Origin of the sequence: Micromonospora sp. KLBMP9576 (assembly GCF_050941805.1) — a bacterium.
GTDB lineage: Bacteria > Actinomycetota > Actinomycetes > Mycobacteriales > Micromonosporaceae > Micromonospora.
Map to the genome: position 1 here is coordinate 167785 of NZ_CP194567.1, position 20113 is coordinate 187897.

The following is a 20113-nucleotide window of genomic DNA, read 5'->3' on the forward strand; positions in this document are numbered from 1 at the left end:
GACACGCCGGTGAGGCGGGCAATAACTTCATGATCAACGGCTGATGAGGTTTTCCACAGGGCGGCGGGAGTTGTCCACAGGGGGGCAGCTGATCTTTCTGGGTCGGGGACAGTCAGGTGCGTGGATGCTTTGGCTGTTGTTCGGCGGATCGCCGTCGCGCGGGACGGGATAGTGACGTTGGGGCAGGCCCGGGCGGCCGGCCTCACCGTCCACGAGGTGCACCGCCTGTGCCGCGCGGGCCGCTGGCGGGCGGTGGCGAGAGGCGGCTATCTCATCGACGCCGACCTGCACGACGGCGTCCCCCGGCGGGCCCGGATCAGGGCGGCGGTGGCCTCGTTCGGTCCGGCGGCGGTCGCGGTGCTCGGCACGGCCGCCGAGTTGCACCGCATCGCGGGCTCCCGGGTGGGGGACGAGATCCATCTGTCGGTTCCCGGCCCGGCAGCCCGGCCGGCCCGGCTCGCCCACCCGGAGGTGATCGTCCACCAGTTGGTCCTCCCGCCCCGGCAACTCGTGCGGGTGCACGGCATCGCCGCCACCGGAGCTCTTCGCACGGTTGCCGACGTCATCCTCCGGGAGGGCCGGTACGCGGCGGTCGCCGTCCTCGACTCGGCGCTCAACCGCGGGCTCGTCGCCGACGACGACCTGTCGTCCGTCGCGCGTCTCGTCCGGGGCCGTCGCGGCGCGGTGGCGGCGCGCCGGCACCTGGCCGAGGCGGACGGCAGGGCGCAGTCCCCGCTGGAGACCCGCGTCAGGCTGCGGTGTGTCGACGGCCACGTCCCGCCGGACGCGCTCCAGGTGGAGGTGCGCGACGGCGACGGCTACCTGCTCGGCATCGGCGACCTGGGGTGGCGCACCCACCGGTTGATCGCCGAGGCCGACGGCCGAGGCCCGCACGGCACCCCGGAGGCCGCCTTCGCCGACCGGCGCAGACAGAACCGTCTGGTCAACGCCGGCTGGACCGTCCTCCGCTTCACCTGGTCCGACACCCTCCACCCCGACTACATCCCCCATACCGTCCACAAAGCCCTCACCTCGCCCTGTTGATCATGAAGTTATTGCCACGACACGCCGGCGACAGTGACAACAACTTCATGATCAACGGGGTGGGGGTGGGGGGTCAGTAGGATGCGGGGGTGCGGGTTCTTCTTCTTGGTGGTGGGGGGCGGGAGCATGCGCTCGCGCTGGGCCTCGCCGGTGATCCGTCCGTCGAGCAGCTGATCGCGGCGCCGGGGAATCCCGGCATCGCTTCGCTGGCCTCGCTGCGGGACGTCGATCCGTGTGATCCGGCGGCCGTCACCGCGCTGGCAGTGGCCAGCGGCGCGGACCTGGTGGTGATCGGGCCGGAGGCGCCGCTCGTGGCCGGGGTCGCCGATGCCGTACGCGCGAAGGGGATCGCCGTGTTCGGCCCGTCCGCCGAGGCCGCCCGGCTGGAGGGTTCGAAGGCCTTCGCCAAGGACGTGATGACCGCCGCCGGTGTGCCGACCGCCCGCGCGTACGCCTGCACGGACGCGGCGGGCACCGGCCGGGCGCTGGACGAGTTCGGTGCCCCGTACGTGGTGAAGAACGACGGGCTCGCCGCCGGCAAGGGTGTCGTGGTGACCGACGACCGCGCCGCCGCGCTGCGGCACGCCGAGGAGTGCGGCCGGGTCGTCGTCGAGGAATACCTCGCCGGCCCGGAGGTCTCCCTCTTCGTGGTCACCGACGGCGAGGCGGCGGTGCCGCTGCTGCCGGCGCAGGACTTCAAGCGGATCGGCGACGGCGACACCGGCCCGAACACCGGCGGCATGGGAGCGTACGCGCCGCTGCCCTGGACGCCGCCCGGCCTGGTCGACGAGGTCATGCGCGACGTCGTCCACCCCACCCTGGCGGAGCTGGCCCGGCGGGGCACCCCGTTCGCGGGCCTGCTCTACGTCGGGCTGGCGATCACCGCCGACGGCCCCCGGGTGATCGAGTTCAACGCCCGTTTCGGTGACCCGGAGACCCAGGTGGTGCTCGCGCTGCTGGAGACCCCGCTGGCCGGGCTGCTGCACGCCGCCGCGACCGGCACGCTGGCCGGGCACCCGCCGCTGCGCTGGCGCGACGGCGCCGCCGTCACGGTCGTGGTGGCCGCCGAGGGCTACCCGGCCGCCCCACGCACCGGCGACGTGATCACCGGGGCGCAGGGGCCGGGGATCATCCACTCCGGCACCCGACGGGCCGCCGACGGGGCGCTGCTCTCCGCCGGTGGCCGGGTGCTCTGCGCCACCGCCACCGGTGCCGACCTGCCCGCCGCCCGGGCCGCCGCGTATGCGCTGGTGGCCGGCGTGGAGCTGGCCGGTTCGCAGCACCGCACCGACATCGCCTCCGCCGCCGTCGAGGGTCGCGTCACGATTCCGGCCTGACCGCGCGGTTCCGCGCCGTGCGCTGACCGCGCGCGCCGTGCCGTGCCCTGACCGCGCGCCGTGCCCTGACCGCGCGTGCCGTGCCCTGACCGCGCGCGCGGTGCCGTGCGCTGACCGCGCGGTGCCGTGCGCCGGGGGCGGCGCGACGGGCCGGAAACTGGTGCGGGCCGTCGGGCAACCCGCGCCCTCCTCGTCTCCGTTTGAGCGGTGAGGCGAGGAGGTGGCGGGATTGCCTGCCGACATCGAGGGCTACCGCGAGTACGTCGGGGCGAGGCTGGAGCCGTTGCGCCGCACGGCGTACCTGCTCTGTGGTGACTGGCACACGGCCGACGACCTGGTGTCGGCGGCGCTGGTCAAGCTACTGCGGCACTGGCGACGGGTGTCCATGATGGACAGTCCCGACGCGTACGTCCGGCGTACCCTGCTGCGGGTCTGGCTGGACGAGCGCCGGCGGCCGTGGCGGCGCGAGGCGGCCTGGGCCGAGGTGCCCGACGCCGCCGCCCGTTGCGCCACCGATGGTGCCGCGGACCGGCTGACCATTCTCGCCCTGCTGGCCGAGCTGCCGCCGCGCCGTCGCGCGGTCCTGGTGCTGCGCTACTTCTGCGACCTGTCCGTGGAGGAGACCGCCCGGGAACTCGGCTGTACCACCGGCACCGTCAAGAGTCAGTCGGCGCGGGCGATCGCGGTGCTCCGCAGCCGCCTCGTGAGCGTGCCGGCCCGAGCCGAGGAGGCACGCACCGATGGATGAAATGGCCCAGCAGATGCGCAGCGCGGTGGCGTGGTCGCCGCCCACCCGCATCGACGTCGACGGGCTGATCGCCGACGACCGGCGGCGCCGACGCAATCGGGGGTGGGCGATGGCGGGCGCCGGGGTCACTGCGGTGCTCGCCGCGGTCGGGGTGACCCCGGCGCTGCTCGCGGGCCCGGCTGCCGGACCGGGTGGGCTCACCCTGCCGGCCGCTGCCGCCTCGCCGTCCGCCGACGCGTCGCTCTGCCCGGTGGTACGACCGGAGCCCAGCGGCCCCGCGTCCCGGCAGTCGTACGACCGGCCGACCGAGCGTCCCGACGCCGGCGTGGCCCGGCTGACCCTCGTGCTGCGTCCGGTGCTGGCGGCCGTCGTGCCGGCGGGGCTGGCGGTCGACGGCACGATCCCGGGCTGCGACCGGGTGCAGTTCACCTACGAGGAGAGCCACTGGCACTACGTCGCCCACGCCCGGCTGCTCCGGGGCGGGCAGGTCCACGACCTGAGGGTGACGCTGGTTCCGACGGCCCCGGACGAGCCCGCCGGATGCGCCGCCACCCCCGATCCTGGTGCCTGCACGGGCAGCAGCCAGCTGCCGGACGGCGGCACGCTCGCCACCGGCGCCACCGGACCGGGCCGGGAGGGCCACGAGCGACGCTGGGCACAGGTGCGCCGGCCGGACGGTACGACCGTGACGGTGACGACGGACAACCACCACATCGTCGGCGCGGAGAGCGGCGCGACGCCGACGGTCCGCTCCGGTCCGCCACCGGTGCTCACCGTGGCGCAGTTGGCGGCCATCGCCACCACGCCCGGGCTGACGCTCTATCCCTGACCGGAAGGTCATCCCCGAACGGGCACGTCCGGGTGCGTGACGGGTGGCGACAGTTCGCGGGGCGGTGCGGGATCCGCCGGCCGACCCGACGGGTCGCCGGGCGGGGCGGGTGGGTGGCGGGGCGGCTCGTCCAGCGCCCGCAGCGCCGGTAGCGGCGCGGCGCTCAGCGCGGCCACCAGCAGCGCCCCGGCCAGCACCAGGAAGGCGGTACGCAGCCCGAGCCACTCCACCAGCGGCCCGGCGAGCAGGTAGCCCGCCGGGCCGGCGGCGTACGCGAAGGAGGTCATCACCCCGACGACGCGCCCCCGCAACCGTTCCGGCGTGCGCGTCTGCATGGCGTAGTTGGACAGCGGGTTGACCGGCCCGTACGCGAGCCCGATCGCGACGGCGAAGCCGATCATGGCGGGGAACGGGGGCAGGGTGGCCAACCCGACGAGGGCCACCCCGATCACGACGAGGGCGATCACCATGAGGGTGCGGCGACGGATCAGCCGACCCGCCGCCCCGGACGCGAGTGCCCCGACGACTCCGCCGGCGCTCATCGCCATCAGGATCGCGCCGAGCCGCGCCGGCTCTCCCTGGCCGACGAACCACGCCGGCAGCAGCACGCCCTCGACCGGCAGGTAGAGCGCGGCCAGCACCATCGTGAGCAGCGCGATGGTGCGCAGCAGCCGATCCCGCCAGACGAAGCGCAGGCCCTCGGCGGTGCCGTGCCACAGCCCGGTCGGGGGGCGTTCGGGGCGGCCGGCGCCGGGCAGCCGGACGGCGGAGATCATCGCCACGGCCAGCGCGAAGCCGGCGGCGGTGACCCAGAGCGTCGAGCCGGGGCCGATCGCGGCGATGAGCACGCCGCCGACGCCGGGGCCGGTGCCGGGGGCGTGGTCCGGAGCCCGTCATGGTGTCGCCAGCGTAGGGGCGGCCGGGCATCCCGGCGGTAACGGCCGGGGAACGTCAGTCGTAGTGGCGGCGCAGTTCGCGGGCCAGCACCTTGCCGGTGGCGTTGCGGGGTAGGTGCTCCACGACGATCACGTCCCGGGGCACGGAGAACCGGGCCAGGTGCTGCCGGACGTGCTCGCGGATCGCTTCCGGGTCGAGCGTCCCGCCGGGCTGCGGGGCGAGGAACGCGGCGAGACGCTGGCCGTACTCCGGGTCGGGTACGCCGATCACCGCGGCCTCGCGTACCTGCGGCAGCCGGGCGAGCAGCTCCTCCACCTCGGACGGGAAGACGTTCTCCCCACCGGAGACGATCATGTCGTCGGCCCGGCCGTCGACGAAGAGGAGCCCGCCCGCGTCGACCCGTCCCAGATCGCCCGTGTCGAGCAGGCCGTCGCGGCGTTCCCGGCCGGTGCCGGAGGTGTAGCCCTCGAAGAGCATCTCGTTGCCGACGAAGATCCGGCCGACCTGGCCGGCCGGCACCGGCTCGCCGGCCGCGTCGAGGATCCTCAGCCGGGTGCCGTGCGGCGGCCGGCCGGCGGTGGTGGGCGCCGCGCGCAGGTCGGCGGGGCCGGCGATGGACGCCCAGGAGACCTCGGTGGAGCCGTAGAGGTTGTAGAGCACGTCGCCGTAGGCATCCATGAACCTCGCGGGGAGCCCGCCCGGCAACGCGGACCCGCTGACCGCGACCGCCTTCAGCGGGGGACGGGGGTGCGGCGGCGGCACCTCCAGCAGTCGTTGCAGCATCACCGGTACGGCGAAGAGCGCATCGCAGCGCTGTTGCGCCAGGGCGGCCAGCGTGTCGGCCGGGTCGAAGCGGCGGTGCAGCACGATCGTGGCACGCAGGGCGAAGCAGACCTGGAGGGCGGCGTACCCCCAGGTGTGGAAGAGCGGCGCGGCGATCATGACGGTGTCCCGGGTGCGCAGCGGGATGCGGCCGATGATCGAGACCAGCGGGCCGAAGCCGTTGGGCGTGGGACGCCGCGCGCCCTTCGGCGCGCCGGTGGTGCCGGAGGTCAGCACGACGATCCGGCCGTCGCGTTGCGGTGGACGCAGCTCGCCGGGGGACGCGCCGGCGAGGAGCTGCTCCCGGCCGGGCCCGTCGAGTCGCCGCACGTCGGCGGGAAGCTCGGCGGTCCGGTCGGCGGGGTCGCGGGCGGCGGCCTGGCGCAGCTCGCCGGCGATGTTCCAACCCCAGCGGTGCAGCGCCTGGAGTTGGGCGGCGACGCGGAGCGGAGGCCCGGGGGTGAGCAGTCCGCGTCGGATGAGGGTGGCGACGGTGAACGGCAGGTTCATGAGAGGGCTCCTCGTGCGGTCCGCGAGGGCCCCCGGGACCGGGGCCCTGCGCGGACGATCTGGAGATCATGTGCCGGGGTGGTGCGGGGGTGCGGGACACGTTCGGCCCTGCCGGCAGCCTCTCGGTGCCGGCGGTCGGTCAGCGGATCTGGACGCCCGAGATGGCCCGCGAGATGACCAGCCGCTGGATCTCGGAGGTGCCCTCGAAGATGGTGTAGATCTTGGCGTCCCGGTACCAACGCTCGACCGGGTGGTCCCGCAGGAACCCGGCCCCGCCGAGCAGTTGCACGGCCTTGTCGGTGACGGAGACGGCCACCTCGCCGGCCTTCAGCTTGGACATCGAGCCCTCGCCGGCCGTGAAGGGCCGGTTGTTGCGGCCCATCCAGGACGCCCGCCAGACCAGCAGCCGGGCGGCGTCGATCTCCATCTTCATGTCGGCCAGCGCGAACGCGACCGCCTGGTTCTCAATGATCGGCCGGCCGAACTGGACCCGGCCCTTGGCGTAGTCCAGGGCGTACTCGTAGGCGGCCCGGGCCACGCCGAGCGCCTGCGCGCCGACGGTGGGCCGGGAGAGCTCGAAGGTGCGCATCGCGGCCTGGCCCGAGGCGCGCCTGCCGGAGCGGGCGCGGTCGAGCCGTTCGAGCAGGGCGTCCCGGCCGCCGAGCAGGCAGCGCCCCGGCACGCGTACGTCGTCGAGGAAGACGTCGGCGGTGTGCGACGCGCGCAGGCCCAGCTTGCGCAGCTTGCGGGTCGCGGCCAGGCCGGCGGTGCCCGGCGGTACGACGAACGCCGCCTGCCCGCGGGAGCCGAGCGTCGGGTCGACCGAGGCGGTGACCACGTGCACGCCGGCGATCCCGCCGTTGGTGGCGTACGCCTTCTGCCCGCTCAGCACCCACTCGTCGGTGGCCTCGTCGTAGACCGCGCGGGTGCGCATCGCGGCGACGTCGGAGCCGGCCTCGGGCTCGCTGGTGCAGAACGCGGCGACGGCCGGCTCGTCGACCGTGCCGAAGCACTGCGGCACCCATTCGACGAGCTGGTCGGGGGTGCCGGCGCCGTAGATGGCGGCCACCGCGAGGGAGGTGCCGAAGATGCCCAGCCCGATGCCGGCGTCACCCCAGAAGAGTTCCTCGCTGGCGATCGGGAGGGAGAGGCCGGTGGGGTCGGCCCAGCAGGTGGCGAGGAACTCGAAGCCGTACAGGCCGACCTTCGCCGCCTCCTGGATGATCGGCCAGGGGGTCTCCTCCCGGGCGTCCCACTCGGCGGCGGCCGGGCGCACGACCTCGGCGGCGAAGCCGTGCACCCAGTCGCGCAGATCCCGCTGTTCCTCGTTCAGGTCTAGCGAGAACTCGGCCATGTCAGGCCTTCGGGATGTCGAACAGGTTGGCGATGTTGGCGGCCAGGCCCAGGTCGCCCTTGGCCTTGAGCTTGCCGGTCATGAACATCATGACCGGGTTCGCGCCGCCGGAGACGATCTTCAGGAACTCGACCGGGCCCATGGTGAGGCTGAGCTTGGGGTCGTGCTGCGGGGTCTCGTTGACGGTGCACGCGCCGTCGGCGATGGCCACCTCGTAGGTGTCGGTGCCACCGTCGGGACGGCCGGTGATGTTCCAGTGGATGACGGCGTTGGTCGAGCCCGCCCGGTCGGCGCGGAAGAGCTGCGGCATCCGGCCGAAGACCTCGCGGAGGACCTTGTCGCGCAGGTCGCCGGACATCACCTCGGCGATCTTGTCGTCCGGGGTGGACTTGACCAGCTGGGCGAACTCCTTGGGGCCGACGTTCGCGAAGTTGGCCGGGTCGAAGTCAGTCATGGGGCTGCACCTTCCGCAAATTGGCTACTCGTGCGTAACCTTACGGGCGGGTAGGTATGCTCGCAAGGTGTCCACCGCACCCGCCTTCCGGCGCCTCCCCCGCGCCGTACGCGAGCAACAGATGCTCGACGCGGCCGTGAAAGTGTTCTCCCGCAGGGGTTTTCACGCCGCCAGCATGGACGAGATCGCCGAGGACGCCGGCATCTCCAAGCCCATGGTCTACGCGTACCTCGGCACGAAGGAAGAACTCTTCGTCGCCTGCCTGCACCGCGAGGGCACCCGGATGACGCACGCCATCGCCGGGGCCGCCGCCCCCGAACTGCCCGCCGACGAGCGGCTCTGGCGCGGGCTGCGCGCCTTCTTCGGCTTCGTCGGGGCACACCGCGACGGCTGGGCGGTGCTCTACCGGCAGGCGCGGGGCGAGCAACCCTTCGCCGGGGAACTGGCCGGCATGCGGGCCCGGCTCGTCGAGGTCGTCGCCGGGATGCTCGACCACGCGCTGCGCGCCGAGGGGCGCGAGATCGGCGAGACCGACCTGGAGGTCGTCGCGTACGCCCTGGTGGGGGCGACCGAGTCCCTGGCGGACTGGCTCGCCGACCACCCGGAGGCCGACCCGGAGAAGACGGCCACCCGGATGATGAACGTGGCCTGGATGGGGGCCGGCCAGCTCCTCCTCGGCGCCACCTGGCGACCCGAGCGGTAGGGGCGGGGTCGCCGGTTCCCGGCTGACCCGAGGCGACCCGCCGTCGGGCAGGGAGATCCCCGCCCGACGGAGCGTCGTCAGAGCATCCCGAGCGCGGCGCGGATGACGGCCTGAGTGGTACGGCCCAGCTCCGCACTCCTGGTGTCGGTCCCGGTGATCGAGTACTGCATCCGGAACCGACCGTCACGCGTGGACGCCACGCCGGCCAGGTAGCCGAACCGGGAGCCTGTCTTGATCCACAGGAGTTCGCCGCCGGGCAGCGGGAACGCGGTGAGCCCGACGCTGTACAGGGCCCGACCGCCGGAGACGTCGGTGACCTCGGGCAGGGTGAACATCTCGGCCAGCTGGGCCGGCGGCACGACCCGGCCGGCGAAGAGCGCGGTCATGAACGTGTCCAGGTCGGCGAGGTTGGAGATGACGTTGCCGGCGGCCGGGGTGAAGGTCTGGCTCCACGTCGTCACGTCCACCAGCTCGGTGGCCCCGTCGCGCACGACGGACTGGTATCCGTGGGTGTGCGGACCGAGGATGCGCGGGTCGTCGCCGGGGGCGTACGTGCTCCGCAGGCGGAGCGGCCGGACGATCCGCCGGTCCAGTTCCCGCGCGTACGGGTTGCCGGTGACCCTCTCCACCAGCAGGCCGGCGACGATGTAGCCCATGTTGTTGTAGTGCTGCTTCGTTCCGGGTTCGAACTCCCGGGGGTTGCGTAGGCCGAGTCGCACGATCTGCTCCGGGGTCCACCGGTCGTACCGGTGGGCGAGCTGCCACTCGATGCCGGCCGGCATGGTCGGGCTGGGGATGCCGCTGGTGTGATTGAGCAGTTGGCGGACGGTGACGGGCGGGTAGTCGGCGGGCAGCAGCCCCGGCAGGTGACGCTGCACCGGATCGGCGAGGCCGAGGCGGCCCTCGGCGGCCAGTTGCAGCACCAGTACGGCGGTGAAGACCTTGGTGATGCTGCCGACGCGGAACCGTGCGTGCTGCGGCACCGGGGCCTGGCTGCGCAGGTCCCGGACGCCGGTGACGCCGGTCCAGCAGCCGTCCAGGGTGGTTACCCGGACCTGGGCGCTGGTGGCGTCGGCGTCGGGTAGGCCGGCGATCGCCTGCCGCAGGGGGCCGGGGTCGAGGGTGCCGGGGCGGCAGTCGGCGGTGGAACGGGACGGTGAAGCTGCGGCAACCGCGCCGGGGGCCACGACGGCCAGCGCGGTGGCGAGCGCCGTCGCGACGAGAGCGGTGCGGCTATTCGAGATCTGCATGAGTTCGAGCCTGCCGTCCGGCGCCGTCCGGGAGCATCGGGGAGATTCCCCGGCGCACCCCGGAGCGGCGGCTGACGGGGGTGGCCCCGTCACGGTGGTGGCGGGGCGGTTCGCGGACAGCACCGTGCCGGTGGCGTTGCGGGGCAGTTGCGCCACGGCGGAGGTCAGGGGCGGTGCCGAGGGTGGGCGCGGCGCCTGCGCTGATGCAACCAGCGGGCGGATTCCAGCACCAGCGTTACCGCCACCGACAGGCCCACGCCGGCGAGGATGCCCTTGATCGGGTCGCGTTCGAAGGCCAACCCGCCGAAGTAGCCGAGCAGTGCGCAGTACAGCGCCCAGCTCACCGCCGCGATGGCGTCGAAGAGCAGGAAGGCGCGGCGCGGGTAGCGGATCGCGCCCATGGTGAGGGTGACCGCCGTCCGACCGCCGGGGATGTACCGGGAGGTGGTCAGGATCAGCCCGCCACGCCGCTGCAACGCCCGGCGTGCCCATTCCGAGCTGGCCCGCCGCCGGCTGTCCGGGGGCAGGCGGGCCAGCCGGTTCGCCCCGCCGCCGCGCCCGATGGCGTACGAGACGTGGTCGCCGACGCAGGCGCCCAGCGCGGCGGCGACGATCACCGTGAGCAGGTTGGGGTCGCCGCCGGTGGCGAGCACGGCGGCGGTGATCACGGCGGCCTCGCCGGGTACGGCCGGGAAGAACGCGTCGACCGCGGTGAGCCCGAAGATCAGCAGGTACACCCAGGGCGAGGCGACCAGTTGCCGCAGCAGGTCGAGCGCGGACTCCATGCCTCCCATGCTCGCCGCGCGCGACGGGCCGGGTGGCCGAGTCGCCGGATCACCCGCCGCTCGCCGACCGGGCCGGCAGGGTGTGCGGGGCCGGCGCTCCGGGCGGGACGAGCAGCGGGCCGTGCGGGGTCTTGTCCCCGGCGGTGGGGCCACGCGAGGTGAGTACCACCGGCACCCCGAGTTCCGCGCGCACCGCCGCCGCCCAGTCGGCGGGCGGATCGTCGTACACCGGGCGGGAGCGCAGCAGGCGGGCGGTGAGCGCGGCCTGCCGGTCCAGGTCGCCGGGCGGGCCGGGGACGAGCCGGTCGGTGGTGTCGTAGCGGCGGCAGAGCCGCAGCCCCGGACCGGCGAGGTCGAGGTGGGTCAGGGCCAGGCCGTCGACGCCACCGGCCGCGGCGAGGGCGTACCGGTGGGCCACCGCGTCGAAGTGGCCGAACCGGAAGCGACCCTGCCAGGGGTTGGTCGGGTTGTGCGGGTCGGTCAGCGGCAGGGCCGGATCCTCGGTCACCAGCGGCCCCGGCCCGTGCCGGGTGGTGACCACCCGCAGCACCCCGATCCGGGTCGCCGTGCCGGCCTGGCCCGCCTCGGCGAGCAGGGTGTCGACGTTGGCGAAGGTGGTGGTGCTCCACGTCGTGTACGGGTGGAAGCCGTGCCACTCGTCGAGCAGCACCCCCTGCGCGCCCTCGAAGACGCAGGTCCCGGCGCGCAGGCTCCCGGCCAGCCAGCTCCGGTCGACGATCGCGACCCGGCCGGCGAAGCCGGTGAACGCGGGCAGGCAGTCGGCGACGGGCGGGGCGTCCAGATCGCCGAGTTCGGCGGTCAGCCGGTCCCGCAGGGCGGTGAGCCGGCGGCGCAGCAGCGCCGGGTCGCGGCAGTCGGCCACCCGGGGCGCGTCGTCGGGGTGGGCGAGGCCGTACGCGACGGTCTCGCCCACCCCCAGCCCGCAGGAGCCGTGCCGGTCGGCTCCCCGGGCGATCTCCCGGGCCCGGTTGGCGGCCCGGTGGTACGGGGTGGCGAGCAGGGCCTCCCCGTCGACGGTCAACCGGTCGAGCGCGTCGGGCACGCCGACCGTGGCGAGGTGGTCGGCCTCGACGGCCAGCGCCAGCGGGTCCACCACCACGTGCCGGGACAGGTGCGTGCGCACCCCGGGGTGGAACGTGCCGGCGCCGAACTGTGCGAACGTGTGGTGCCGCCCGTCGCGCAGGACGACGTTGTGTGCCGCCTGCGCGCCCCCGTTGAAGCGGACCACCGTGTGCACGGGCCGGGTGGCGCAGAGCCAGTCCACCACCGTGCCCTTGCCGGCGTCGCCGTAGCCGAGGTCGACCACCGAAACATGCCTCACCGTCGGGTCACCTCGCCGGAACCGGGGTCGACCACCGTCAGGTGCCTCACAGCCGGGTCACCTCACCACCGGTGTCGCGGAAGGCCGGCAGCGTGGAGACCTCGGCGCGCCGCCGCTGGCCGAGCCGGGCCAGCGCCTTCGACACGGTGCCGGTGGCACCCGAGCCGGCACGGTCCAGGTCGCGCAGGCCCGCGTCCAGGTCGATGGCCTGCTCGCCGAGGCCGATGGTGAGCGCGATGGTCTCGCAGACCGCGTCGAGATCGTCCAGCACGACCGCGTTCTGCCCGAGCAGGTCCCGCCAGAAGTCGAGCACCTTCGCGTTGCCGGAGTAGTGGCTGCCGGCGGGGAGCAGGTAGTAGGTGTCCCAGCGGCGGGTCACCTCGTCGACGACCTGCCGCAGCGGCACGTCCTCGGCCGGGGCGGCGCCGATGACCTTGGCGACCTCCCCGGCCTTCACCCGCGGGTACGCCAGCTCGTCGCCGATGATGAACAGGTAGCCGCGCCGGCCGCGCTTCTCCCAGCAGTCGGTGACGGTGTGCCGGGCCATGAAGTACATGGCCAGCTCGTACGACTCGGTCATCTGTCCGCCGCCGCCGCCCTCCAGCACGATCCGGCCGAGGTCGTCGTCCATCCGGTTGTCCGACTCGAACTGGCCGACCTGCAACGGCACCCGGTCGCAGGTGGCGTCGCCGATCGCGCCGAACATGATCTGCGGGTCGCTGGCGTAGCCCTGCCGTTGCAGCAGCCCGAGCAGCTGCGGCAGCTTCGTCTGCAGGGCGCGCGGCACGTTGCGCATGGAGCCGGTCACGTCGAACAGCACCGCGACGGCGGTCGTCTCGGGGTGCTCGTCGGAGTCGCGGCTCTCGCGCGTCGCGTCGCGGGGGTCGAGGGCGGGGTGCACGGTGCGCGCCCCGCTGTCGCTGTAGGAGAACGCGCTCTTGCCGGTCTTGCGGCGGTAACGGTCGGCGGCGTCGTACACGTCGGTGGACCAGGTTCCACTGCCCATGACAGCTCCTTACGGGTTGAGGGTGAAGGGTCGGAAGGTGCGGGGGCCGTAGAGCCGTTCCAGCACCTCGTCCAGTTCGCGCAGCAGACGCCAGGCGTCGTCGGGTCGGGCGCTCAGGGACCGCTGCCGGCAGCCCTGCGCGAAGTCGTTCAGCTCGCGCGGTGCGCGGGGCCCCATCAGCCAGCTCATGCAGACGCTTGCCATCGCGATGTCGGTGCCCGGCCCGCAGGGCTTCTTCCGGGGGATCTCGTCCGGGTACCAGTTCGCGTCGTGGCCGGGCACCAGCGCGGGGACCGTGCTGCCGACGGGGGCGGAGAAGCACCAGTCGACCAGCACCACGCCGTGCCCGTCCGGCTCGATCAGCACGTGCGGCGGCAGGACCGCGCCGTGCACCACGCCCGCCCGGTGGGCGAGGCCGAGCGCCACCAGCAGTCGGCGCCACATCCAGGCCACGTCGCGGGCGTCCAGCCCGTCCGGGTACGCGCGCCGGACCTCGTCGAGGTCGTGCAGGCCGGGCGCGGTGGCGAGCACGTTGATCCGCCGTTCGGCGCCGGTCGCTTGGTCCCGGTGCCGGAACTGGTCGACGAGCCGGGGCACGTACGGCAGGTAGCGCGGGTCGCCGCGCTCGGCGATGGTGCGCAGGGCGTGGGTTTCGCGGGCCATCAGGTCGTTGTCGGTGGGGCGGCGGGGCAGCTTGAGGAGCCGGTCGTCGCCGACGTCGTAGAGATCGGCCAGGTCACCCGAGTGTGCCGGCCGCCCGAGGCGGTAGTCGCCGAGGACGGTCACCTGCCGGGCCCGCCACCGGGTGGTGACCTGGACGAACGCGTCGGTGGCCTCGGCGCGTACCGCCGGGTCGGCCGGCAGGCGGTCGGGGTGCAGGGCCGCGACCAGCTCGCGGTAACGCCGGGCCGGCTGGTCCGTGCCGAACAGGTCGGCGTCGGTGCGGGCCGCCGCTACCAGGCGGATTGCCTCTGCGGTCCTCACGGTGTCGGCTCCTCCCGGGCGGGGCGCAGCAGCGCCGGGTGCAGCAGCCGGGCGTCGCCGGCCCGGTAGAGGCGGGCGCGGGGGCCACCCCGGGCGCCGCCGCGCTCGGTGCTGGCACCCGTGCCCGCCACGAAGCCCGGCACCGAGAGCACCTTGCGGTGGAAGTTGCCGGCGTGCAGCGGCTGGCCCCAGACCGTCTCGTAGACGGCGCGCAGCTCGCTGATCGTGAACTCGCCGGCCAGGAAGCGGGTGGCGAGCGGGGTGTATTCCAGCTTGGACCGGGCCCGCTCCAGCGCGTCGTCGATGATCCGGCCGTGGTCGAAGGCGAGTTGCCGGCCGGCCAGCGCGGTCACCGGCAGCCAGATCGCCTCGTCGGCGTCGGTGCCGGCGGCCGGGTCCGGCAGGTCGGGGGCGAACGCGAGGTGGGCGATCGAGACGACGCGCATCCGCGGGTCGCGGCCGGGGGCGCCATAGCTGGCCAACTGCTCCAGGTGTACGCGGCGCAGCCGTTCGCCGCCGAGCCCGGTCTCCTCGGCCAGCTCCCGCCGGGCGCCGCTGGTGAGGTCCTCGTCGGGGCGGACGAAGCCGCCGGGCAGTGCCCAGTGCCCCTCGAAGGGCGGCTGGCCGCGCCGGATCAGCAGCAGGTGCAGTGCGCCGTCCCGGATGGTCAGTGCCACCACGTCGACGGTCACGGCGACGGACGGGTAGGCCCGGGGGTCGTACGCGGCCAGGAAGTCCTGCTCGTCAACCATGTCTCTCTCATTCTGAGAACATCTCGTTGTGAGAACAACCTAGCGCACGGATCCGCCCCTGCCAAGCCCTCAGGTGGGCTCGGCAGGGGCGCTCAGCGCACGAGACCCGTCAGGTGCGGTCGGCCGCGCAGGTCGTGCAGGGCGAACCCGTCGCCGGGCAACCGGCTGAAGCTCACCGTGCTGGGAAGCGGCACGGGCAGCTTGAAGGCGACCTCGACCGTGCAGGCGTCCGGCAGCCGGTTCTCCAGCGCGGCCAGGCAGCGGGCCTTGCTCCACATCCCGTGCGCGATGGGCCGGCCGAAGCCGAACAGCCGGGCGCCGAGGCGGGAGGTGTGGATCGGGTTGCGGTCCCCGGAGACCCGCGCGTACTCCGTACCGACGCGGGGTTCGACCCGCCAGCGGGCCGGACCGGTCGGGGCCGGGGACCACCCGCCCCGGTCGCGCCGCCCGCCGCCACCCCGCTTGCCATCCCGGCCCAGGTACGTCGAGACGCCGCGCCAGACCTCCGCCCCGTCGACCGAGCCGACCAGCACCACGTCGACCTGCCGCCCCCGGTCGTGCGGGCGCAGGTTCTCCGCGTACGCGCGGAAGTCGAGGGTCTCGTCGGCGCCGATCGGGCGGTGCACGGTGATCCGGTTGCCGACGTGCACCACCCCGGTCAGCGGGATGGGGAACTCCGGCAGGGTCATCAGGCGCAGGGCCAGCGGGAAGCCCATGACGTGCGGGAACGTGGCGGGCAGCCGGTCGGCGAGCCGGAACCCGCAGACCCGGTCGTAGTCGGCCAGGTGCGCCAGGTCGACGGTGATCCCGCCGACGGTCAGCTCGACCGCCGGGACGCCGGTCGAGGGCCGCCGACCGCCCGGCAGCGCGCCGCGCAGCGCCCGCCGGTAGAGCGCCCCGGCCGCCGGCATCCGGGGCAGCTCGACGCGCTCCCGGGCTTCGGTGGGCTCGTGCGTGCCCTGGCCCGACGGGCCGGGCCCGGTGGCCTCGCCGGACGGGGCGGGCCGGGGGGTGTCGTCCGTCGTCATCACGCCCCCAGCAGGCTCTGGCCGCAGACCCGGACGACGTTGCCGCTGACCGCGCCGGAGGCCGGCCAGGCCAGCCAGCCGATGGTCTCGGCGACGTCCACCGGCAGCCCGCCCTGGGACATGCTGTTCATCCGCCGGCCGGCCTCGCGGATCACCAGCGGGACGCGGGCGGTCAGCCGCGTCTCGATGAACCCGGGCGCGACGGCGTTGACGCTGATCTGCCGCTCGCGCAGCACCGGGGCGAGCGACTCGACCAGCCCGACCACGCCCGCCTTGCTGGTGGCGTAGTTGGTCTGGCCCCGGTTGCCGGCGATGCCGGCGATCGACGAGACCGAGACGATCCGGCCGCCGGCGCCGATCAGTTCCCGTTCCAGCAGCACGTCGTTGATCCGTTCCTGGCTGGAGAGGTTGACGTCGATGACCGAGTCCCAGCGGTCGGCGTCCATCCGGCCGAGGGTCTTGTCGCGGGTGATGCCGGCGTTGTGCACGACCACGTCGACCCGCCCGTGCCGCCCGGCCAGGTGCTCGGCGAGCCGGGTCGGTGCGTCGGGGGCGGTCAGGTCCAACTGGACGGCGGTGCCGCCGATCTCGTTCGTGACCGCCGCCAACTCGTCGCCGGCCGCCGGGACGTCCAGCGCGACGACCCGGGCGCCGTCGCGGGCCAGCACCCGGGCCAGCGCCGCGCCGATGCCCCGGGCCGCCCCGGTGACCAGGACGACCTGCCCGTCCAGCGGGCGGTCCCAGTCGGCCGGTGGCCCGGCCGCCCCGGCGCCGACCCGCACCACCTGCCCCGAGACGTACGCGGAGCGGCCCGAGAGCAGGAACCGCAGGGTCGCCTCCAGGCTGGTCCAGGTGCCGGCGTCGGGACGGTTGGTGACGTACACGAGCTGGGCGGTGACGCCCCGGCCGAACTCCTTGCCGATGCTGCGGGTCAGCCCCTCCAGGGCCCGCTGGGCGGTCGCCTCGCGGGGGGAGGCGCACTCCTCGGGCGGGGTGCCGAGCACGACGACCCGGCCGCTGGGCAGCACCGACCGGGCCTGCGGGTGGAAGAAGTCGTAGAGCTGGCGCAGGTCGGTGGAGCCGGTGACGCCGGTGGCGTCGTACACCAGGGCGGCGAAGCGCTCGGCGGGCTCCACGGCGTCGGGCTCGCGCAGCTCGACCCCGGCGGCGGTCAGGAACCCGCCGACCGGCTCGGCGAGCCGGCCGCCGGTCGCGGCGCCGAGCAGGACGGCCCCGGGGGCCAGGGGGTCGCCGGGGGTGTGCCGGCGCAGTCGCGGTGGGTCGGGCAGCCCGAGGCGCTTGACCAGCGCCCGGCCGGCTCCCGATCGGACGAAGCTCGCGTACCTGTCGGTCATAGGCGTAGCCTACTGGCGAGTAGGTTGAGGGCAAGTCTTTCGAGGAGGCGGGATCGTGCAGAGCATCCGGCGGGTCGCGGTCATCGGCGGCAATCGCATCCCCTTCGCGCGGTCCAACTCGCGGTACGCGAGCGCGTCGAACTCCGACATGCTGGGCGCGGCGCTGGACGGGCTCGTCGCCCGGTTCGGCCTGGCCGGGCAGCGCGTCGGCGAGGTGGTGGCCGGCGCGGTGCTCAAGCACGCGAAGGACTTCAACCTGACCCGCGAGGTCGTGCTCGGCTCGAAGCTCGACCCGCACACCCCCGCGTACGACATCCAGCAGGCCTGCGGCACCGGGCTGGAGGCGGCCATCCTGGTCGCCAACAAGATCGCCCTCGGGCAGCTCGACGTCGGCATCGCCGGCGGCGTGGACACCACCTCCGACGCGCCGCTCGCGGTCAACGAGGAGATGCGCCGCACACTGCTGCGGCTGAACGCCGCCCGCACCCTCGGCGAGCGGCTGAGGATCGCCGCGAAGCTGCGCCCCTCCCAGCCGTTCCGGCCGGAGATCCCGCGCAACGCGGAGCCGCGTACCGGGCTGTCGATGGGGGAGCACGCCGCCCGCACGGCGCTGCGCTGGCAGATCGAGCGGCAGGCCCAGGACGAGCTGGCGCTGCGCTCGCACCAGCGCCTCGCCGCCGCGTACGAGCGGGGGTTCTTCGACGACCTGCTGACGCCGTACCTGGGACTGAACCGGGATCAGAACCTGCGCCCCGACACCACCCTGGAGAAGCTCGGCTCGCTGCGGCCCGCCTTCGGCGCGAAGGGGCCCGACGCCGACCGGGCGACCATGACGGCCGGCAACTCCTCCCCGCTGACCGACGGGGCCTCGACGGTGCTGCTGGCCAGCGAGGAGTGGGCCCGCGAGCACAACCTGCCCGTGCTGGCCTGGTTCTCCTGGTCCGAGACCGCCGCCGTCGACTTCGTGCACGGCGACGAGGGGCTGCTGATGGCCCCCGCGTACGCGGTGCCCCGGCTGCTGGCCCGGGCCGGGCTGACCCTCCAGGACTTCGACTTCTACGAGATCCACGAGGCGTTCGCCTCGCAGGTGCTGGCGACCCTGGCCGCCTGGGAGTCCCCGGAGTTCTGCAAGGAGCGGCTGGGGTTGGACGCCCCGCTCGGCGCGATCGACCGGGAGAGGCTGAACGTCAACGGCTCGTCGCTGGCCGCCGGGCACCCGTTCGCGGCCACCGGCGGCCGGCTCGTGGCGACCCTGGCGAAGCTGCTGGCGGAGAAGGGCTCCGGGCGCGGGCTCATCTCGATCTGCGCCGCAGGCGGCCAGGGAGTGACCGCGATCCTGGAGCGCTGACGGTGGCGCGGGGCCCGCGCCGCCGGCCCGGCGCCCGCGTGAGGTGACCTCCGGCCACCTACGGCCGGCCGATCGGGGTGGTGTCAGACTGAGGTACGTGACGATCCCGAACGTGCTCGCCAACCGCTACGCCTCACCCGAGCTGGTCGCCCTCTGGTCACCGGAGGAGAAGATCCGGATGGAGCGGCGGCTCTGGCTCGCCGTGCTCCGGGCCCAGCGGGACCTCGGCATCCCCGTGCCCGACGGTGTGGTCGAGGCGTACGAGCAGGTGCTCAACGAGGTGGACCTGGCGTCGATCGCCGAGCGGGAGCGGGTCACCCGGCACGACGTGAAGGCCCGGATCGAGGAGTTCAGCGCGCTCGCCGGGCACGAGCACGTGCACAAGGGGATGACCTCCCGGGACCTCACCGAGAACGTCGAGCAGCTCCAGGTGCGCGGCTCGCTGGAGCTGATCCGCGACCGGGTGGTCGCCACCCTCGCCCGGCTCGCCCGGCTCGCCGTCGAACACTCCGACCTGGTCATGACGGGTCGCTCGCACAACGTCGCGGCGCAGGCCACCACGCTGGGCAAGCGCTTCGCGTCGGCGGCGGAGGAGCTGCTCATCGCGTACGAGCGGCTGGACGACCTGATCGGCTGGTACCCGCTGCGGGGCATCAAGGGCCCGGTCGGCACCGCCGCCGACCAGCTCGACCTCTTCGACGGCGACGCCGAACGGGTGGCGGAGCTGGAGCGCCGGGTCGCCGGGCACCTCGGCTTCAGCCGGGTGCTCGACAGCGTCGGCCAGGTCTATCCGCGCTCGATCGACCTGGCGGTGCTCTCCACGCTGGCGCAGGTCGCCGCCGCGCCGTCGTCGCTGGCGACCACGATCCGGCTGATGGTGGGCCAGGAGCTGGCGACCGAGGGCTTCAAGCCGGGCCAGGTCGGCTCCAGCGCGATGCCGCACAAGATGAACACCCGTTCCAGCGAGCGGGTAAACGGCTTCGCGGTGATCATCCGGGGCTACCTGTCGATGGTCGGCGAGCTGGCCGGCGACCAGTGGAACGAGGGGGACGTCTCCTGCTCGGTGGTCCGCCGGGTGGCCCTGCCGGACGCGTTCTTCGCCGCCGACGGGCTGTTCCAGACCTTCCTCACCGTGCTTGACGAGTTCGGCGCGTACCCGGCGGTGATCAACCGCGAGCTGGAGCGTTTCCTGCCGTTCCTGGCCACCACGAAGATCCTGGTCGCGGCGGTCCGGCGCGGCGTCGGCCGCGAGGTCGCCCACGAGGTGATCAAGGAGCACGCGGTCGCGGTGGCCCTGGCGATGCGCGAGAAGGGCGCCCCCGAGAACGACCTCTTCGACCGCCTAGCGGCTGACAACCGCCTGGGCCTGACCCGCGCCGAGATCGACACCCTGGTCGCCGACCGCACCGCCTTCGTCGGCGCCGCCCCGGCCCAGGTGGCAGCGGTCGCCCGCCGCGTCGCCGCAGTGGTGCAGGCCCACCCCCAAGCCGCCACCTACACCCCACCCCCCATCCTCTGACCCACCACGCCGGTTGATCATGAAGTTGTTGTCGCGACACGCCGAG

18 protein-coding genes and 1 pseudogene are annotated in these 20113 nt (G+C 74.1%); 7 read left to right on the forward strand and 12 right to left on the reverse strand.

The annotated features are described in order from the left end of the window. Nucleotides 1-171 precede the first annotated feature (171 nt). From ACQ452_RS00805 to ACQ452_RS00820, 4 genes are all read left to right on the forward strand, one after another. Entirely contained in the window at nucleotides 172-1044 is an 873-nt protein-coding gene (locus ACQ452_RS00805; protein WP_433389099.1) for a DUF559 domain-containing protein, read from the forward strand. An 89-nt stretch (nucleotides 1045-1133) separates the two neighbouring features. Next, the gene (purD, locus tag ACQ452_RS00810) at nucleotides 1134-2381 is read left to right on the forward strand and encodes a phosphoribosylamine--glycine ligase (RefSeq protein WP_433389100.1); all 1248 of its coding nucleotides are present in this window, start codon (nucleotides 1134-1136) and stop codon (nucleotides 2379-2381) included. Nucleotides 2382-2601: 220 nt separating this feature from the next. Continuing rightward, nucleotides 2602-3129 (forward strand): SigE family RNA polymerase sigma factor, encoded by a 528-nt coding sequence (locus ACQ452_RS00815; protein ID WP_433389101.1) that lies wholly within the window; start codon nucleotides 2602-2604, stop codon nucleotides 3127-3129. Continuing rightward, the gene (locus ACQ452_RS00820; protein WP_433389102.1) at nucleotides 3122-3958 is read left to right on the forward strand and encodes a hypothetical protein; all 837 of its coding nucleotides are present in this window, start codon (nucleotides 3122-3124) and stop codon (nucleotides 3956-3958) included. The genes ACQ452_RS00815 and ACQ452_RS00820 overlap by 8 nt, the downstream gene beginning before the upstream one ends. A gap of 8 nt (nucleotides 3959-3966) precedes the next feature. Here ACQ452_RS00820 and ACQ452_RS00825 read toward each other — a convergent pair. The 4 genes and pseudogenes from ACQ452_RS00825 to ACQ452_RS00840 all read right to left on the reverse strand — a co-directional run. After that, nucleotides 3967-4824 (reverse strand): annotated as a pseudogene (locus tag ACQ452_RS00825) (MFS transporter); the annotation flags it as partial. A gap of 85 nt (nucleotides 4825-4909) precedes the next feature. Then, the gene (locus ACQ452_RS00830; protein WP_433389103.1) at nucleotides 4910-6187 is read right to left on the reverse strand and encodes an AMP-binding protein; all 1278 of its coding nucleotides are present in this window, start codon (nucleotides 6185-6187) and stop codon (nucleotides 4910-4912) included. Nucleotides 6188-6326: 139 nt separating this feature from the next. Further along, nucleotides 6327-7541, reverse strand: a complete 1215-nt coding sequence (locus ACQ452_RS00835; RefSeq protein WP_433389104.1) for an acyl-CoA dehydrogenase family protein — start codon at nucleotides 7539-7541, stop codon at nucleotides 6327-6329. 1 nt (nucleotide 7542) lies between these two features. Then, nucleotides 7543-7995 carry an SCP2 sterol-binding domain-containing protein gene (locus ACQ452_RS00840; protein WP_433389105.1) on the reverse strand — a complete coding sequence of 151 codons (453 nt, stop codon included), beginning with the start codon at nucleotides 7993-7995 and terminating at the stop codon, nucleotides 7543-7545. Nucleotides 7996-8062: 67 nt separating this feature from the next. On the opposite strand from ACQ452_RS00840, the gene ACQ452_RS00845 reads away from it, so the two are divergent. Further along, a complete protein-coding gene (locus ACQ452_RS00845) occupies nucleotides 8063-8698 on the forward strand; it encodes a TetR/AcrR family transcriptional regulator (RefSeq protein ID WP_433389106.1) in 636 nt (211 codons plus the stop codon). Between the two features lie 77 nt (nucleotides 8699-8775). Here ACQ452_RS00845 and ACQ452_RS00850 read toward each other — a convergent pair whose 3' ends face one another. The 8 genes from ACQ452_RS00850 to ACQ452_RS00885 form a co-directional block, all read right to left on the reverse strand. After that, the gene (locus ACQ452_RS00850; protein ID WP_433389107.1) at nucleotides 8776-9948 is read right to left on the reverse strand and encodes a serine hydrolase domain-containing protein; all 1173 of its coding nucleotides are present in this window, start codon (nucleotides 9946-9948) and stop codon (nucleotides 8776-8778) included. 164 nt (nucleotides 9949-10112) lie between these two features. After that, complete coding sequence (locus ACQ452_RS00855; RefSeq protein WP_433389108.1) at nucleotides 10113-10733, reverse strand: DedA family protein; 621 nt, start codon at nucleotides 10731-10733, stop codon at nucleotides 10113-10115. Between the two features lie 49 nt (nucleotides 10734-10782). Then, the gene (locus ACQ452_RS00860; protein WP_433389109.1) at nucleotides 10783-12075 is read right to left on the reverse strand and encodes an adenylosuccinate synthetase; all 1293 of its coding nucleotides are present in this window, start codon (nucleotides 12073-12075) and stop codon (nucleotides 10783-10785) included. Nucleotides 12076-12121: 46 nt separating this feature from the next. Further along, entirely contained in the window at nucleotides 12122-13081 is a 960-nt protein-coding gene (locus ACQ452_RS00865; RefSeq protein ID WP_433389110.1) for a hypothetical protein, read from the reverse strand. 9 nt (nucleotides 13082-13090) lie between these two features. Continuing rightward, nucleotides 13091-14065 (reverse strand): serine/threonine protein kinase, encoded by a 975-nt coding sequence (locus tag ACQ452_RS00870; protein ID WP_433389111.1) that lies wholly within the window; start codon nucleotides 14063-14065, stop codon nucleotides 13091-13093. Beyond that, nucleotides 14062-14817 (reverse strand): NUDIX hydrolase, encoded by a 756-nt coding sequence (locus tag ACQ452_RS00875; protein WP_433389112.1) that lies wholly within the window; start codon nucleotides 14815-14817, stop codon nucleotides 14062-14064. Before ACQ452_RS00875 ends, ACQ452_RS00870 begins: the two co-directional genes overlap by 4 nt. A 92-nt stretch (nucleotides 14818-14909) precedes the next feature. Next, nucleotides 14910-15845, reverse strand: coding sequence for a MaoC family dehydratase (locus tag ACQ452_RS00880; RefSeq protein ID WP_433389113.1), 936 nt, complete (start codon nucleotides 15843-15845; stop codon nucleotides 14910-14912). Continuing rightward, on the reverse strand, nucleotides 15845-17200 hold the full coding sequence (locus ACQ452_RS00885) for a 3-oxoacyl-ACP reductase (RefSeq protein WP_433389114.1): 1356 nt from the start codon (nucleotides 17198-17200) through the stop codon (nucleotides 15845-15847). The genes ACQ452_RS00880 and ACQ452_RS00885 overlap by 1 nt, the downstream gene beginning before the upstream one ends. Before the next feature lie 55 nt (nucleotides 17201-17255). Between ACQ452_RS00885 and ACQ452_RS00890 the strand changes: the two genes are divergently transcribed. Then, the gene (locus tag ACQ452_RS00890; RefSeq protein WP_433389115.1) at nucleotides 17256-18548 is read left to right on the forward strand and encodes an acetyl-CoA C-acetyltransferase; all 1293 of its coding nucleotides are present in this window, start codon (nucleotides 17256-17258) and stop codon (nucleotides 18546-18548) included. Between the two features lie 97 nt (nucleotides 18549-18645). Continuing rightward, nucleotides 18646-20067, forward strand: a complete 1422-nt coding sequence (gene purB, locus ACQ452_RS00895; protein ID WP_433389116.1) for an adenylosuccinate lyase — start codon at nucleotides 18646-18648, stop codon at nucleotides 20065-20067. Nucleotides 20068-20113: the final 46 nt, after the last annotated feature.

What these genes read in the sequence shown, in the direction of transcription:
- ACQ452_RS00835 (WP_433389104.1), bottom strand. Translation starts at nt 7,541, where the DNA reads ATGGCCGAGTTCTCGCTAGACCTGAACGAGGAACAGCGGGATCTGCGC.
- ACQ452_RS00885 (WP_433389114.1), bottom strand. Translation starts at nt 17,200, where the DNA reads ATGACCGACAGGTACGCGAGCTTCGTCCGATCGGGAGCCGGCCGGGCG.
- ACQ452_RS00875 (WP_433389112.1), bottom strand. Translation starts at nt 14,817, where the DNA reads ATGGTTGACGAGCAGGACTTCCTGGCCGCGTACGACCCCCGGGCCTAC.
- ACQ452_RS00840 (WP_433389105.1), bottom strand. Translation starts at nt 7,995, where the DNA reads ATGACTGACTTCGACCCGGCCAACTTCGCGAACGTCGGCCCCAAGGAG.
- ACQ452_RS00830 (WP_433389103.1), bottom strand. Translation starts at nt 6,187, where the DNA reads ATGAACCTGCCGTTCACCGTCGCCACCCTCATCCGACGCGGACTGCTC.
- ACQ452_RS00880 (WP_433389113.1), bottom strand. Translation starts at nt 15,845, where the DNA reads ATGACGACGGACGACACCCCCCGGCCCGCCCCGTCCGGCGAGGCCACC.
- ACQ452_RS00855 (WP_433389108.1), bottom strand. Translation starts at nt 10,733, where the DNA reads ATGGAGTCCGCGCTCGACCTGCTGCGGCAACTGGTCGCCTCGCCCTGG.
- ACQ452_RS00820 (WP_433389102.1), top strand. Translation starts at nt 3,122, where the DNA reads ATGGATGAAATGGCCCAGCAGATGCGCAGCGCGGTGGCGTGGTCGCCG.
- ACQ452_RS00865 (WP_433389110.1), bottom strand. Translation starts at nt 13,081, where the DNA reads ATGGGCAGTGGAACCTGGTCCACCGACGTGTACGACGCCGCCGACCGT.
- ACQ452_RS00850 (WP_433389107.1), bottom strand. Translation starts at nt 9,948, where the DNA reads ATGCAGATCTCGAATAGCCGCACCGCTCTCGTCGCGACGGCGCTCGCC.